Origin of the sequence: Staphylococcus pseudoxylosus (genome assembly GCF_003697915.1) — a bacterium.
Lineage (GTDB): Bacteria > Bacillota > Bacilli > Staphylococcales > Staphylococcaceae > Staphylococcus > Staphylococcus pseudoxylosus.
Window position 1 is genome coordinate 16,057 of the sequence record NZ_RCVN01000020.1, and the last position, 16,108, is coordinate 32,164.

Genomic DNA, 16,108 nt, shown 5'->3' on the forward strand with positions numbered 1-16,108 from the left:
CCTCTTTTCATTTTCATTTGTTTAAGATAAGATTTATTTTGTACTAGATTTTAATAGGTCATATGTAAAAACCTACTAACCTTATCATAAAATAGTGTAACAAAATATAACCTTAGTAGTAACACAATTTTACAAATTTTTAAAAAAATATCGAAAAAAATTTAAATTTACAAACTATATATTGGAGGGCAATTTATGGATTTTATACAACGAGATACTGTTACAATTGCCAAAGACTTATTAGGGGTGCGTGTCATCTATCACGATGAATTACAAACTTATACTGGCTATATAGTAGAAACAGAGGCCTATGTAGGCAAAAAAGATCGTGCAGCACATGGATTTAATGGCAAGCGAACGCCCAAAGTTGAGTCATTATATAAAATGGGTGGCACCATATACGCGCACGTTATGCATACACACTTGCTCATTAATTTTGTAACTCAATTAGACGGTCAACCTGAAGGCGTATTAATCAGAGCGATAGAGCCTGAAGAAGGTATCGAGGCGATGTCACACAATCGAGGCAAATTAGGTTTTGACTTAACAAATGGTCCCGGAAAATGGACTAAAGCGTTTAATATTCCAAGACATCTAGATGGCTCTAAAATCAATGAAGGTCGTTTACAAATAGATACTAAAAATAGAAAATATCCTAAAGTAATTGAATCAAGTGGCCGTATAGGAATACCCAATAAAGGTGAATGGACAAATAAACCTTTACGTTTTACTGTACAAGGCAATCCATATGTTTCAAGAATGCGAAAATCTGATATGAAGCACCCTGATATAACTTGGCGTAATTCATACTAGCAGTAATAACTTTGTCTTTATATATAATAAGAGGTTGAGACATATAATCGTCTCAACCTCTTATTATTTGCTAAACAAACGTCATAGTTACCTGTTAATAATTCAGCTGGAAATTTATGATTTATTTCTTTCATCACGATCTAACAACCCAAATTGAATTGTTATTATAGTACAAATCACAAATATTACTGGATAAAATGAATATTTTAATACCTCTAAGTAAGATACATCACCATACTGTTCTACCATTAACATACCACTATCATGCGGTAAAACCATTAATGCACAACAAGCAAATATATCTAATAAACTTGCCATACGTTTTGGAGGAACTTTGTATTCATCACCAATTTCTTTTGCAATTGGTGCAGAAATAATAATTGCTAATGTGTTATGCGATAATGCTGCAGAGAGCACACCTGACATTAAACTGATTACATATTCTGCACTTTTACGCCCTTTAGCTTTCGCTTTCATTGCTTTAATAATCCAATCTATACCACCATAATAACGAATTAAAGCGACAAGTCCTGAAACTAAAAAGGCTACTAAAAAGATGTTAAACATGCTTTCCATACCATCACCGATAGCTCTTGTAAACTGGAATATACCTAATTGACCTTGTACGATACCTAGTAAGCCTGCCATAACAATTCCAATAATAAGTACAAGAATGACATCTAAACCAGCTATTGCAGCAATTAATACAAATAAGTAAGGTAAAATGTTGATAAAATTATAACTTAAATCCCCATCCACTTTACCTGTACCACCAACAACAGCGTAGAAAATAGCTGTGATTATGGCAGCAGGTAAGGCAATAAGGACATTCATTTTGAATTTATCTCTCATCTTAGCTCCAACACCATTAGTTGCAGCAATTGTAGTATCAGAAATTATAGATAAGTTATCACCAAAGTAAGCTCCGGCTATAACAGCTGCACCAGCTGCTGCAACACTCAAATCAGCGGCTTGTGCTACTGCAACACCTACTGGTATAAAAGCGGCTTGTGCACCAGTTGAAGTACCTAAAGTTAATGCTGCAAAACCACTCATAATAAATATTCCAGGAATAAGTAAACTTGGCGGAATAACAGAAAGTCCCATATTCACCATAGCTGTTTTACCACCCATTTCAGATGTAACAGTCGAAAATGCACCCGCAAGCAATAGAATTAGGCCTAAATTTACTATGCCTGAATTACCTGCATGTTCAGTAAATATTTGTACTTTTTTAGTAAAGGCTGTTTTTCTATCATAACAAGTCCAAGCTATAACAATACCTATTAATATTGCGACATGACGTGGCAATTGATCAAAGGCGTCTTCTTTGCCTAGAATGGTAAAAGTAATACCTACGCCTATATATAACACTAAAAATATTGCCAAAGGCAATAGCGCTAAGGCGCCATATTGTTTTTCACTTCGCATAGTTTGTTCCATAAATGAACTCCTTATTACCTAGGGATTTTATATGATATATATGGTAAATCAAAAAAGAGATAATGTCATTTTATATACATTATCTCCACTTTCAACATTTACTATTTAACCGTCACATCACCTGTATCTGTTATCAACTTAATTACATTTTCACCGTTGCCAATTTTTTTATTTTTTAATTTGCTATTTTCAATATTTAAATTTCCAATATCACTACTAAAGTCTATTAGTGTGTTCTTAGGTTGTAGTTTTCCATAATCCAACACAACATCTCCCGTGTCTGTATCAATGTTTGTAGGTTTATCTATAGGCATGTCTTCTATCGTTAACTGTCCAGTATCCGTTTTAAATTCCCCTTGGTTATACATCGTCTTCTCTAATAATATACTAGCAACATCGCTAGAAGCCTTCAGTTTATTATACTTAGAATTGTTAATTGTTAGCTCACCAACATCAGGATATACATTTGCTTCCTCTGCTTCAATATTGTTTAAATCGATTGAACCATTACTTGAATCAAGCTTCATACCTTCCAAACGCTTAGGTACAGTCACAATAACATCATTCTTTTTAATTCCTAAAAATGACAAATTAATATTAGATGTCTGCTTATTATCTGTAAGTTTTAATTCACCTTTACTTATTTGAGCATTGATTTTAGTCTGTTCATTTGAACCTTCAGAAGTTACATTAAATTTATTTCCATGTTTTACTTTGAGATTGCTATGCTCAAAATTAACTTTTAATGCTTTAATATCACTTTCTTCATAGGATTTATTAAAGTTTGTTGTTACATCCTTTGCTTTCTCCTGTTCAATTTTAAATTGTTTAATTGCCCCTAGTACACAAACTACAGTAATGATCAATCCAATTATAAAAGTAAATACTAATACTTTTCTCATTTAGTAGCACTCCCCTTTACTACTTTAATATTCCATTTCAAATATTTAACGCATAAAATGTAAAAACCTTTTGTAATCAAGTACGTTATAACAAATAATATAAGACCTAAACCAAACAAGGCACCTGTCGTATATACTTCAAGTAACATAATCTCTTGAAATCCTGCTATAGCACTTTTGACTAATAATGCAATAGGTGTAAATATGAAGCTAAGCGTTGCTACAATTAATGACAATACAATACTTAGAATGATCACAAAAGGGATTAAGATAACGAAAAAATTGAGTATACTTAGACCCATTACTGATAAAACCGCATGACTCACATCACCAATATTATTACTTTGTTCAGCCTTTTCTATCGCTGCATTTGCATTTAATTCTTTTGCTAATTGCTGTGGATCACCTAGTTCTTCTGAAATTTGATTTTCAGTCTTCCCTTCCTCCATTCCACTATAAAAGTGCGTGTCGTATTCATTTATAATATCTTGACGTTCATTGTCATCTAAATGTTTTAAATGTTTATGCAATATTTTAAGATACTCTGTTCTACGCATTAACGTCACTCTCCTTAATAAATTGATGCACGGCTGCTGAAAATGCTTCCCATTCATCTAACAATAAATTTAATCGTTCGTTACCTTGATTAGTCATTTTATAATATTTTCTTGCTGGTCCTTCTGTCGAAGGTTGGTAGTAAGTAGTTAATTCCCCACTTTTAACTAATCTTCTGAGTAATGGGTAAACCGTTCCTTCAGCAATAGTCATATACCTTGATATATTTTGAACAAGTGAATAACCATACTGATCATCCTTTTTAACTATGAGTAAAACGATAAGTTCTAATGCACCCTTTTTAAATTGGCTATTCATTAATGTCCTCCTAATATTTTAAATCAGTACTATACATTACAAGGTACTGAGTTATACTTTATTAATTTCGATTTAATCAATTTCCATACTTAAAGTTTTTATTCTATAAAGTCATTTTACTTTGCTTTTCAATTAAATTTTTCGATTATCATTTCTATGACTATCATTCTAATTTTCAAAAATGTATAATCGAAATTACGGGTTTTGTAAGCGTTCACTTTTAGACGTTTATATATGATTAACTTATGTGTTTTGTATATTATTATTAAGGGAGGAATGGACATGCTAGAGTTAGATGCTATTACTACGTTAGCCCTAGCAAGTGTATTATATCTTGTAGGTATCTATATTATTAATCATGTTAGTATTTTAAAAAGATTATGTATACCTGCACCAGTCATTGGTGGTTTACTCTTTGCTATCATTGTAGCAATTCTAGAAACAACAGGTTTATTAACTATAAAGTTAGATTCTAACTTTATTCAAGATTTCTTTATGCTTGCATTTTTTACAACGATTGGACTAGGAGCGTCATTTAAACTGCTTCGTTTAGGTGGTAAAGTCTTAATATTATATTTTATTTTTTGTGGCGTTCTAGCATTCTTTCAAAATATCATCGGCGTATCATTGGCAAAATTATTAAATATACCGCCTTTATTAGGTTTAACGGCCGGTTCTATGTCAATGGAAGGCGGACATGGTAATGCAGCTGCCTATGGTAAAACAGTACAGGACCTAGGTATTGATTCTGCAGTAACAGCAGCCCTAGCGGCAGCAACCTTAGGTTTAGTTGCTGGTGGCTTAATAGGAGGTCCTGTTGTAAAATTTTTAATTAATAAATATAACTTAAAACCTGAAAACGCTGAAGAAACGATGAAAGATTATAGTGATGTAACCGCTAATCAATATCTACATAAGCGTATGGCACCAACTACTATATTTCTAATGCAATTTGCAATTGTTGCCATTTGTATGGCTATCGGTTCATATTTAGGGACTCAATTTTCTGATTTAACAGGTATAAATATCCCTATATATGTAGGTGCAATGTTTATTGCAGTTATTATACGTAATATCTCTGAATACAGTAATTTAAATATTATTGATATGAAACTCATTAACAGTATTAGTGACGTCTCACTTAGCCTCTTTTTATCTATTGCGTTAATGAGTATTCAACTAACTGAAATTTATCAATTAGCAATTCCATTAATCATTATTGTATTGGTTCAAGTTGTATTTATTGTCTTATTCTCTGTACTGATTTTATTCCGAGGATTGGGTAAAGATTATGATGCAGCAGTTATGATTGGTGGATTTATTGGACACGGACTTGGTGCAACGCCAAATGCTATGGCTAACTTAGATGTCATAACAAAGAAATATGGCGCATCTCCAAAAGCATATTTAGTTGTACCAATTGTAGGTGCCTTTTTAATTGATTTACTAGGTGTGCCTATAGTTACAACTTTCATTAATATTTTTAGCTAAATCCATATAAATTCAACCAATCATTTCGTGACTTTAATACGTGTAAAACTCGTTAAACCAAATAAGTCATTTAAAAACAAGGCCGGAACAGTTATGAATAAACTGCGCCGGCCTCGTTTTAATTTGGTTTCATAATATTTACTGTTTTATAGCATTGTCTTTTTTTATTTAATATCTAAGCCTCTTTGTTCAATCCATGATTGTAGTTTTGGACTAAATATCATTTGTGCATGTTGTAAATCTTTGATCGATTTTGCATCAAGCATCGTCATAATTTTTTTCATGTGCTCCGTAAATTGTTCTGTATAATTAAGTGTTTCAGTGATACCATAATTTTCAACATGATTTAAAAACGGACGTGACATGCCTACTGCACTAGCACCAAGAGCAAGACATTTCACAGCATCTAACGGCGTTCTTACACCACCACTTGCCAAAATATCCATATCTTGTTGATATGCCGTACTTTCTAATAAAGACTCTACAGTTGTTTGACCCCATAAGCCTAAATAATCCATATCTTTATATGTACGTCTTTCATTTTCGATATCGACGAAATTAGTACCGCCTCTACCACTGACATCTACGTACTTAATTCCGATTTCGTTAAGACTTTTAATTGTTTCTTTACTCATACCAAAGCCAACTTCTTTAACTATAACCGGCACATCTACGCGTGCTACAATTTGCGCTAAATTCTCCATCCAGGTAGAAAAAGTTCTATTACCTTCTGGCATCACTAATTCTTGTGGCGCATTAACATGAACTTGTAAAGCTTGAGCATCAAGTAATTTCACTGATTCTATGGCTTTATCTACAGGTACATCTGCCCCCACGTTACTAAAAATGATACCTTCTGGATTTGTTTCACGTACGATACTAAATGAAGAAGCCATCTTGCTGTTTCTTAATGCTGCATGCGTTGAACCGACAGCCATCGCAATTCCAGTCTCACGTGCGATAACAGCTAATTTTTCATTAATTTGTTTCGTCCATTCACTACCACCAGTCATCGCATTAATATACAATGGTTGATTTAACGTAAAGTCTGTTAAATCACTCGTTAAATCAATATCATCAACATCAATATTAGGAATAGAATGATGTACAAACCTTATTTCATCAAAATCTGAAATTGTTGCATCTTGCTGTGCCATTGCTATTTCTACGTGTTCGTTTTTACGTTGTTCTCTTTTTATATCGCTCATTTTCCGCTCCTACTTTCAACACATTTTTATATTAAATTCATTATATCGAACTATGCTTATATTGCTATAACGTATTAAAACCATTTTTCTTTTTTAAAGTAGACTATACAACCAATACTTATCGCTAACATCATTGTTAAGACGATATAATAGCCATAATGCCATTTTAGCTCAGGCATATTTGTAAAATTCATGCCGTATATACCTGTAATCAATGTCAAAGGTAGAAAAACCACCGATACCAGAGTCAGTATTTGCATTATACTATTCATTTTAAATGAGTTATATGACGAATAATTATCTTTAATTTCATCAGTCATCTCTTGAGACATTTTCAAAATATTTTGTTGCTTTATAATATGATCTTCTATATGTTGAATATACATATGATTCTTCTCATCTACAAGTAATAGACCACTTTCTTTGATGTTATCAACTAATTCTTGAATTGGATAAACAATGCGCTTCATTTTTATAATATTTGACCTTATTTTAAATACTTCTTCCATAATGATCTTAACGGAAGCGTCCTTGAGTTGATAATCCTCAAATTCGTATACTTTATCTTCAATTTCATAAATCAAATCAAAGTAACTATCCACCATTTTATCTATGATGTGCAACGCAACATCAGATGTATGCAACCTCTTTTGATTCTCTCCCCTTAACACTTGTGTAAGGTTATTTAAAATTGAAAAAGGCTGATGATGATACGTAATCAGCACTTTATCTTTTATAAATAAATTCAACGCTTTGTCACCACTGTTATTAGTATCAATACTATGTAATACGATATATTGGTAAGTATCGTATGATTTATATTTTGCCCTAGGTGTCCCATTAACTGTATCATCGATTTCAAGTTTATTAAAGTTAAAATACGACTTAAAAATCTCGTTTTCTGGCACTGATGGGTTGTAAAAATCATACCAAACGAATATTGCTGATTCAGGTACATCATTAAAGCATGAAGCTTGCGTTAATGCTTGGCCAGGAACTTGATATTTAATTGTAATTGGCATATTTCCCCTCCCTAAATCATTTACTTTATTTTACCATGAAACCGTTCAAGTGTAAGTTTATGTTATTTTTAGTAAACTAACATTGTAGACAAGTAAAACTTGTTACCATTTGATTATTAACTTTCGACTACCAAGGAGTGTTTTCATTGCAAAACCCATTTACTATTAATCACTACGTCACACAAGATATGATTGATCACAACAATCATGTACATGATGCACAATATAATATTGTTTTCAGTGATGCCATCAACCAGTTTAATTACCAAAAAGGATTATCTTTAGAGGAACGTGAAACATTGAACTATACCCTCTTTACTGTTGAAGAACAAACTGCTTATTTATCTGAATTAGTAGAAAATGATGAATACCAAATTACTATTTATTTATACGACTATAATGAGAAAAGTGTGCACTTCTTTTCTATCATGACAAAATCAGATGGTACAACTGTTGCAACTAATGAAGCTTTGATGTTAGGTATCAATCGCAAAACTAAAAAAACATCCCCATTCCCTGCACAATACGTGAATGAAATTATTTCCTATTACGACAATCAACAGCTCATAGAATGGCCAAAGCAATTGGGCCATCGTATAGGAATTTCTAGATAAGGAGTTGAGAAATACATGACAAAAAACATCCATACGAGTATTGAATTACATTTATACGATTTATTTGACCACACTAAATTTGAACTTAGCGAACTTAATCAAAGTAAGCGCCTTGTAATCAATGGGCCTGATAGTCAATTGATTAAACGAGGCTTAGATATTAGTTATTTACAAGGCCAAAAAAGAGCGATTGATCACATTGACACCATTTTGAAGTCTTATCCAGATGAACAAGCTCTCATTTCTAATTTTAATGATTTTGCAACTAAGGTTTTAAATGATTATGACATTTCCTCACAGAAATTTAAAATGCTCGAACAACCGCCTACTGATTACGAGGAGATATTGGCTCATCATTATACTTTAATGGGTCAAAAATGCATCATCGATTCTATTAATACGACAATCCTAAATAAATAACCCTATTTTACTTTTTATAGAAATCACACTGCCAATGAAGTTATCTTTATTGGCAGTTGTTTTATTTTTCATTAGCTTAAATATAAATGAAATGGATTTCTAGTAACTACTAACTGTTGTTATATAATACCTACACATCACTATTTATGATTGTTATTCATAAAAAACAGGATGGAAAATCTAGTCAACTTTGATTTCCCATCCTGTCCGCTAAAGTGCATCACTTTAAAATACTAAAAATATGACATTTTCACTCATTAATTGTTCCAACAATTTGTTTAATTACTTTATGAGATTCTCTAATTGGTAGTAATGGAAACGCATGAACCATACGTTTATACTCATAAAAGTGAATTTCTTGTTGTGCTGAAGCTAAAATTTCAGTAAATTTCAGCATATCTGGCAGATAAATTTCATAAGTACCACCAAACATAAAAATGGGTGGTAAATCCATCAAATTACCGTTTATAGGAGAGAGCCTTGTATCATTTAATGGTAAATTGTTGGACCAATGGTTCAATATTTTCTGAACACCCTCTTTATCTACAAGTACATCTTTTCGATCTAATGCTTCTGTAATTTCTGGATTATTTAATTGTGCATCTAATAAAGGGGAAAATAAATATATTTTTTTAGGCATCGGTCGTCCTTGCTCTTGTAACTGTTGAACTAGGCTAAGCGCTAAAGCGCCACCCGTGCCATCGCCCATAATAATAATATCTTTGCTATCTACTTCTTTTAATAATTCGTTATACACTTTAAAAATAGCATTAAACGTATCATCAATATTATATTTTGGTGCTTTTGGATAGATAGGCATAACAACTTCATATAAAGTACTTAATGCAAGTTTATCCATGTATCTCCAATGAAAAGCTGACGGTTGTAAAGTATTATAACCACCGTGAATATATAAAATCTTTTTTTCTTTACTATGTCTAAATCTGAATCTAAAAACTTGTAAATCATCTAATGTTTGCTTATCTAAATCAGATTTAACATTTAATGTTTCTGGCTGTTTGTGTTTTTTATCATTAATCTTTTCACGATTTTCCATGAATTTCTCAAAATCCTGGTCTGTATTGAAAATAATAGACCTATGAGGTAACAAGTATTTATTTATAAATTTAGTTGTTAGTCTTGATTTCATTCCATAATCCATCCAATCTATATTTATTGTGCTATCATTCAATATTCTTTGTTTTATTTATTAAAAAAAATAAATGTTATGGTAAAATTAATATAATGACCAAAAAATCATAGTCATAATATAATGTGAGTAACTTAAAAACTAACAATTTCATTATTAGTATATTTAAAAGTCGAGTTAGTAATACTTAAAATGTATCAGTTATTAAACATTATAACAAAACAAAAGTCACAAAATAAATAAATGCTAGCAATACGCAGTGAAAGGAGTACTTATGGCCGATAAGCACAAACAATTCAAAGACTTTGAACACACCTTAACTAGTGAACCTATGCAACGTGGTTCACAATATGAAAAAAAGAAAAGATCGTGGGTTAGTATTATTATTCATATCATCGTTTTAATATTAATAGCGATAACTGGCTATAGTATGTTTAAAGAACCTATTTTCAATTTAGTTTTTGTTCAAGAATCCATTAATTTCCATCAACTTACTAATTTCCAAGATTCAATTAATGATTTTTCGAACCTCAACATTAATATTGAAAGTATTGATGATCTTCAAACAAGTATAGATCGATTAATATTAGTCTTTTACGTTTTCTTTATTGCTTGTATCGTTAGTTTAGTTTTAACTATTTTTACGCTCGTGTTTAATAGAACCGCATTAAAGATTGTAAATTTACTTGTAATTGCTATTATGTTGGTTATTACTTTTGGGTTTTCATACCTTATTAAAAATATTGCAACCCGTATTGCTGATTCAATGACTCAATACTACGTTTCAGTCAAACCCTCACAAATCTTAACCGAAGCAGATGCCCTACATAATGCGTTTATCTTACTTGGCTGTAGCATTGCTCTGATTTTAGTTAGTTTATTTTTTAGAAATCGTAAAACTTATAAAAAAAGAATTACTTAAATTACGTTACTAACACAACCATACAATTAGGATAATACCTAATTTGTATGGTTTTATTATACATATAATAAATAGTTATAGAATTGTATTATATGTATGAAGATACATAAAATCACACGAAATCTTGGATATGCCATAATGTCATTAAGTAGTAACTTATAAGAACTACAAAATTTTATAACATTAAAGAAAACGTCAATTTCTATATTATTCCAATAGAAATTGACGTTTATTTTTACCTAGAAGAGAATATATTCTAGGTTCTGTATTTAATGTGCTTTAACTTGCCTAATTTAATGAGACCTTACTTTTCATTTGAAATGTAATGTGCTTTACCTTTTAAGAATAAACTTAAGATAAATGCAAGTGCACTTAGTGCTGTGGCAATTAAGAATGCACTATTTACACCATTAATTGAAGCAAGTTTTTGTACAAATTCTAATATTTGTGAAGTAGCCATTTGCTCTCCACCCATTGATTGTGCCATTTCTTGTAAACGATCTTTTAAAAATGGACTTGTTTTATCTAAATCTTGTGCGTAACCAGCAGCGTATTGTGTAGTTTGTGTTGACATTACTGTGACTAATAGTGCTGTACCAATTGAACCTGCCAATTGTCTTAAAGTATTAGATAAAGCATTACCATGTGAAATCAGTCTTTGTGGTAATGAATTCATACCTGCCGTCATAATCGGCATCATAATAAAACTCATACCAAACGAACGAATAATGTATATCAACATTAAATGTCCATACGTGGTATTCATATTTAATTTTGTCAATTCCCATGTTGCATAAGTCATGATACCAGTACCTACTAAAGCTAATGGTTTAATACCAATTGTATCTAACAATTTACCTGCAACAGGACCCATAACACCCATAATTAATGCACCTGGTAGTAATAATAAACCAGATTGTATTGGTGTAAATCCTCTTAAGTTTTGTAGATATAACGGTAATAAAATCATACCTCCGAATAAGCTCATTGTTACAATCATATTGATTACTGTAGTCAAAGTAAATCCAGAGTATTTTAATACTTCCATACTTAACATTGGTACACGCATTGTGAGCTCTCTAATTACAAAGGCAATAATAAAGATAACTCCTACAATTAATGAAATCACTACTATAGGTGAACTCCATGTATTATTACCAGCTTCACTGAATCCATATAATAATGCACCAAAACCGATTGTACTGAAGATAATACCCGGGATATCCGCTTTTGGATTGGTTGTAACTTGATAAACTCTAAACCAAATATATGAAATTGCTAGTGAAACTAATCCAATAATAAACATGCCATAAAACATAACATTCCAATGGTAGTTCTCAACGATATAACCTGATAAAGTAGGACCTATTGCTGGTGCTAGAATCATCGCTATACCAAGTGTACCCATTGCAGCGCCACGTCTTTCGGGAGGGAAAATAGTCATAAATACATTCGTACCTAAAGGCATAAGTATACCAGCGCCAATCGCTTGTAATACACGTCCTGCCATCATTACTGTGAATGACCCTGACATACCACAGACTAGAGAACCAATTGTAAATAGCGTCATAGCTACTAAAAATAGTTTTCTATAAGAATATTTGTTAAATAAATAAGCACTAATTGGAATTAAAATACCATTTACTAACATAAACCCTGTCATTAACCACTGACCCGTATTCGCAGAAATATTGAAATCTGTGTTAATCTTTGGCAAGGCAACGTTTAATAACGTTTGGTTCAAGATTGCTATAAACATACCAAATATCATTGCTAATAGCACTTTACCTTGTGACGTTCCTTTACCAAACATAAAGGAACTATGCTTTTCTTTTAATTTTTCATTTACTTTTGCTTCTTCAGAATTTGGATTGATATTTTCATGATCAGCATCTGTTGTCTCATCTGAGTTATCAATTGATTGATCTATTTCTTCACTACTTAAAGTATCGTTATCTTCCAAATTCTCTTCTGTTGCTGTTTCTGACTCCATAGTTGATTCGTTAGAACCTTCTTTGTCACTTATATTAAATTTAGATTGATAATTTTCATCAGAAGCGTTATCTTCTTGCTTCATTTGTTCCATTTGTCTTTTTGATTGTTTTTTCTTACTCTTTGCCATAAAAAGATTAATCAATCCAACAAAAATGAGCGCTATGACTACGTAAATAATAATGAAGGTCATTGTCATTTATAGACCCCCCTTAATTTTTATGAATTTTAACTTCAGCGTTCATTCCTGGAACAACGTTTTTAGATGGTTTTGAATCAAGTGAGATTTTCACAGGTACTACTTGAGAAACTTTAGTATAGTTACCATCAGTATTTGATGAAGGCATCATTGAAAAGCTTGAAGCTGTAGCTTTACCAATTTCTTCAACTTTACCTTTAAGTTCAGCTTTTTCGCCGTCAAGTTTTACATTTACATCTTTACCTTCTTCAACATCTGAAATGTCTTTTTCATCAACATTTGCAGTAATATAAGAATCATCTAAATTATAAGCATAAGCAATTGGAGATCCTGCTTGCGCGATTGAACCTTCCATGCCATCAGTTTTTACGATTGTTCCATCTTGTGGCATTTTAATATCCATGTTTTGTGATTGGCCATCTTCACCTTTAGCTGCAATTTCAGCAACTTTGTCGCCTTTACTTAATTTTTCGTTGTTTTTAACATCAAATGATTTGATTTCGCCTGATGCTGGCGCAGATACTTTAATTTGCTCTCCGTCAACTTTGGCATTCTCTGTACTTACAAATCCTGTAGCTTGATTATAAAAGTGGAAACCGACTACACCAATAATCACAAGAACTACAATGGTAATGATGTTAATTAATACCATTTTTTTCATTACTCTTTCCTCCTATTTGCTTTTAAAATTCACTTTATATATTATAGATACATGTACAATAAAAAAACACCGACACTTATATAAAATGTGTTGGGTTTGCATCCACCGTGTTTTTGAAGGAGTAAAAATGAGACAAAGAGCAAAAGATAAAATAATCAAAAGTATGATTTTACTATTAGAAGAACACCCTTTTGAAAACATCACGATAAAAATGTTATGTGCGTATAGTGGTATAAATAGAACAACATTTTACGATTATTTTGTAGATAAATATGATCTTTTATCTACAATACAAATGTATCACCTACAAAAATATTCAAAGTTATTAACTTCATTATATGACAGTCAAAGTAAAGAAGAGGTAAATCACTATAAATTATATAAATTTTTCAAAAGTATTTTAACTTATATCGAACGACATTATGGATTCTTTCACGCGATATTTGTTTCACACCCTAACCGTGATTTATTTTCCGATTATGTAACACTTACTAGAGAAACATATACAAAAATCATTGTAGACTATACAAATGTAAAAAAGAAAAAGCAATTTGTTACTTATGCACTGGGCGGACAAATCGGTATTGTCTATTTATGGATACGTGAAGGCTGTCCTGAATCAGCAGATGAACTTGCTCAAATTCTTCTTGCAAATGTAATTAAATTAAGACGTTGATAAACACATTTTTATTACTATTAACATAAATATGCTTGAATAAAAAAACGCTATCTTAAGATATAGCGTTTTTTTATGTTTAAAATTTAAATTTTAAAATGACTGAGGTTTAAAAACAAAATAATTTATAATCTGTAAAATAATCAGTAAAATACCCGCTAAAATAATTATTGTAACGTAAGGTACGAAACTCATTTCTCCCATTATACCAACTAATGGAGATATTAGGCCACCTAATAACGATTGTACAAGTCCTAATAAACTTGATGCACTACCATTTCCCCCCGTACGTTCTTCCATTGCAATAGAAAACCCTAAGGTTGCTACGCCAGTAACTGGTGCTACGAGTATAATAAAACCAATAAATAAAATCCAAATTGGTAAATGTGTCATTAACGTAACTGATACAACTACAACACCTATTAATTGAATCATCGTTAATATACGTAATAATGTTTGTCTATTTATATAATCAATCAACTTACCTGTTAGTTGACTAGAGAAAATTAAGCTCAAACCAATCAATGCAAACATCACACTAAATTGTTGTGCAGACATACGATAAATATTTTGCGTAACAAAAGGCGATGCTGAAATATAACTAAATAGCATTATAAACGTTACACCCTGTATTAGCATAGGTAATACAAATCTTGGTGTCATCAATAATAATTTGAAATTTTTAAATATACTTATAATATGTGGACTATCTCTATGTTCCACCGCTAAAGACTCCGGAACTTTTAACAGAGAACCGAGTAGCATTAAAATTCCAAAAATTGTTAATATAACAAAAACCATTCGCCAAGTAGCAAATGATAATATGATACCGCCAAGCGCTGGTGCTATAACTGGAGCAACGCCATTAACTAACATAAGCAATGCTAAAAACTTCGTTAATTGTTTACCACTATATAAGTCACTGGAAATCGCTCTTGAAATAACAGCACCAGCTCCGCCACAAAAACCTTGGACAAATCTTAAAGCAATCATTACCCAAATATTTTCTACAAAAATAATCCCAATGCTTGCCATAGTAAATAATAACATGGCGACTACAAGTGGTGTTTTACGACCCATTGCATCAGATATCGGCCCAACAAATAAATTACCTAATGCTAACCCAATCATAAAGAGTGACAAAGTTAATTGTGAATTTGAAGTTGTCGTATTAAAATCAGATTGAATCTGTGGCAAACCAGGTAGGAACATATCTATTGATAATGCACCTATTGCAGTGAGTGCCCCGAGTATAATTACGAACAATAAAGACTGCTTACGTTGTTCTTGATAATTAGACATATTTATTCTCCTCACAATGATGTATGATTTCGTTGATGAAAAGGTTTATATTTTTTTAATTTCTTAAAATTATAAACATTCTTTTACAAGTTAATTTAAAGTTCATTGCTACTATTATAGCTTTAATAATGAGATATTTAAATAGTTACTTATAACTCATATAAACTGAATGTTCTTTTTAAATAATGTGATTTTAGAATCTTAAATTGAGCAGTATTTTGGTTCACCCGATCTGTGGGTCATGTGTAAGAACCACTCACTCAATAAGGCGGATCACCTGAGTATCTACTCATGTGTAAGTACCACTAACTCAATAAGGCAGATCGCCTGAGTATCTACTCATGTGTAAGTACCACTAACTCAATAAGGCGGATCACCTGAGTATCTACTCATGTGTAAGTACCACTAACTCAATAAGGC

16 protein-coding genes are annotated in these 16,108 nt (G+C 31.6%); 6 read left to right on the plus strand and 10 right to left on the minus strand.

Annotated elements, in window-relative coordinates; genetic code table 11:
* Window positions 1–195: 195 nt before the first annotated feature.
* Window positions 196–813 carry a DNA-3-methyladenine glycosylase gene (locus D9V42_RS13505; RefSeq protein ID WP_107554811.1) on the plus strand — a complete coding sequence of 206 codons (618 nt, stop codon included), beginning with the start codon at window positions 196–198 and terminating at the stop codon, window positions 811–813.
* Between the two features lie 114 nt (window positions 814–927).
* Here D9V42_RS13505 and D9V42_RS13510 read toward each other — a convergent pair whose 3' ends face one another.
* The 4 genes from D9V42_RS13510 to D9V42_RS13525 form a co-directional block, all read right to left on the minus strand.
* Window positions 928–2,256: a Na+/H+ antiporter NhaC family protein gene (locus D9V42_RS13510; protein ID WP_122065376.1), complete on the minus strand. Its 1,329-nt coding sequence runs from the start codon at window positions 2,254–2,256 to the stop codon at window positions 928–930.
* A 101-nt stretch (window positions 2,257–2,357) separates the two neighbouring features.
* On the minus strand, window positions 2,358–3,158 hold the full coding sequence (locus D9V42_RS13515; RefSeq protein WP_122065377.1) for a DUF4097 family beta strand repeat-containing protein: 801 nt from the start codon (window positions 3,156–3,158) through the stop codon (window positions 2,358–2,360).
* Entirely contained in the window at window positions 3,155–3,715 is a 561-nt protein-coding gene (locus D9V42_RS13520) for an HAAS signaling domain-containing protein (RefSeq protein WP_122065378.1), read from the minus strand. Before D9V42_RS13520 ends, D9V42_RS13515 begins: the two co-directional genes overlap by 4 nt.
* A complete protein-coding gene (locus D9V42_RS13525) occupies window positions 3,708–4,031 on the minus strand; it encodes a PadR family transcriptional regulator (protein ID WP_107530394.1) in 324 nt (107 codons plus the stop codon). Before D9V42_RS13525 ends, D9V42_RS13520 begins: the two co-directional genes overlap by 8 nt.
* 282 nt (window positions 4,032–4,313) lie before the next feature.
* On the opposite strand from D9V42_RS13525, the gene gltS reads away from it, so the two are divergent.
* Window positions 4,314–5,522 (plus strand): sodium/glutamate symporter, encoded by a 1,209-nt coding sequence (gltS, locus tag D9V42_RS13530; protein ID WP_107554807.1) that lies wholly within the window; start codon window positions 4,314–4,316, stop codon window positions 5,520–5,522.
* Between the two features lie 164 nt (window positions 5,523–5,686).
* Here gltS and fni read toward each other — a convergent pair whose 3' ends face one another.
* Both fni and corA read right to left on the minus strand, forming a co-directional pair.
* The gene (fni, locus tag D9V42_RS13535; protein WP_122065380.1) at window positions 5,687–6,730 is read right to left on the minus strand and encodes a type 2 isopentenyl-diphosphate Delta-isomerase; all 1,044 of its coding nucleotides are present in this window, start codon (window positions 6,728–6,730) and stop codon (window positions 5,687–5,689) included.
* A gap of 74 nt (window positions 6,731–6,804) precedes the next feature.
* Complete coding sequence (gene corA, locus D9V42_RS13540; protein ID WP_107554805.1) at window positions 6,805–7,752, minus strand: magnesium/cobalt transporter CorA; 948 nt, start codon at window positions 7,750–7,752, stop codon at window positions 6,805–6,807.
* Window positions 7,753–7,940: 188 nt separating this feature from the next.
* Between corA and D9V42_RS13545 the strand changes: the two genes are divergently transcribed.
* Entirely contained in the window at window positions 7,941–8,366 is a 426-nt protein-coding gene (locus D9V42_RS13545) for a thioesterase family protein (RefSeq protein ID WP_233665350.1), read from the plus strand.
* Window positions 8,367–8,381: 15 nt separating this feature from the next.
* Complete coding sequence (locus D9V42_RS13550) at window positions 8,382–8,786, plus strand: hypothetical protein (protein WP_107554803.1); 405 nt, start codon at window positions 8,382–8,384, stop codon at window positions 8,784–8,786.
* A 250-nt stretch (window positions 8,787–9,036) separates the two neighbouring features.
* Here D9V42_RS13550 and D9V42_RS13555 read toward each other — a convergent pair whose 3' ends face one another.
* Window positions 9,037–9,936 (minus strand): alpha/beta hydrolase fold domain-containing protein, encoded by a 900-nt coding sequence (locus tag D9V42_RS13555; RefSeq protein ID WP_122065382.1) that lies wholly within the window; start codon window positions 9,934–9,936, stop codon window positions 9,037–9,039.
* Between the two features lie 274 nt (window positions 9,937–10,210).
* On the opposite strand from D9V42_RS13555, the gene D9V42_RS13560 reads away from it, so the two are divergent.
* Window positions 10,211–10,858, plus strand: coding sequence for a hypothetical protein (locus D9V42_RS13560; protein WP_122065384.1), 648 nt, complete (start codon window positions 10,211–10,213; stop codon window positions 10,856–10,858).
* Between the two features lie 304 nt (window positions 10,859–11,162).
* Here the strand turns inward: D9V42_RS13560 and D9V42_RS13565 are convergent, their stop codons facing one another.
* Together D9V42_RS13565 and D9V42_RS13570 are read right to left on the minus strand one after the other, a co-directional pair.
* Entirely contained in the window at window positions 11,163–13,049 is a 1,887-nt protein-coding gene (locus D9V42_RS13565) for a DHA2 family efflux MFS transporter permease subunit (RefSeq protein WP_107555968.1), read from the minus strand.
* 13 nt (window positions 13,050–13,062) lie between these two features.
* A complete protein-coding gene (locus D9V42_RS13570; RefSeq protein WP_017723219.1) occupies window positions 13,063–13,710 on the minus strand; it encodes an HlyD family secretion protein in 648 nt (215 codons plus the stop codon).
* 127 nt (window positions 13,711–13,837) lie between these two features.
* On the opposite strand from D9V42_RS13570, the gene D9V42_RS13575 reads away from it, so the two are divergent.
* Window positions 13,838–14,386: a TetR/AcrR family transcriptional regulator gene (locus D9V42_RS13575; protein WP_122065386.1), complete on the plus strand. Its 549-nt coding sequence runs from the start codon at window positions 13,838–13,840 to the stop codon at window positions 14,384–14,386.
* Between the two features lie 93 nt (window positions 14,387–14,479).
* Here D9V42_RS13575 and tcaB read toward each other — a convergent pair whose 3' ends face one another.
* Window positions 14,480–15,688 carry a putative multidrug effflux MFS transporter TcaB gene (gene tcaB, locus D9V42_RS13580; protein ID WP_122065388.1) on the minus strand — a complete coding sequence of 403 codons (1,209 nt, stop codon included), beginning with the start codon at window positions 15,686–15,688 and terminating at the stop codon, window positions 14,480–14,482.
* Window positions 15,689–16,108 lie beyond the last annotated feature (420 nt).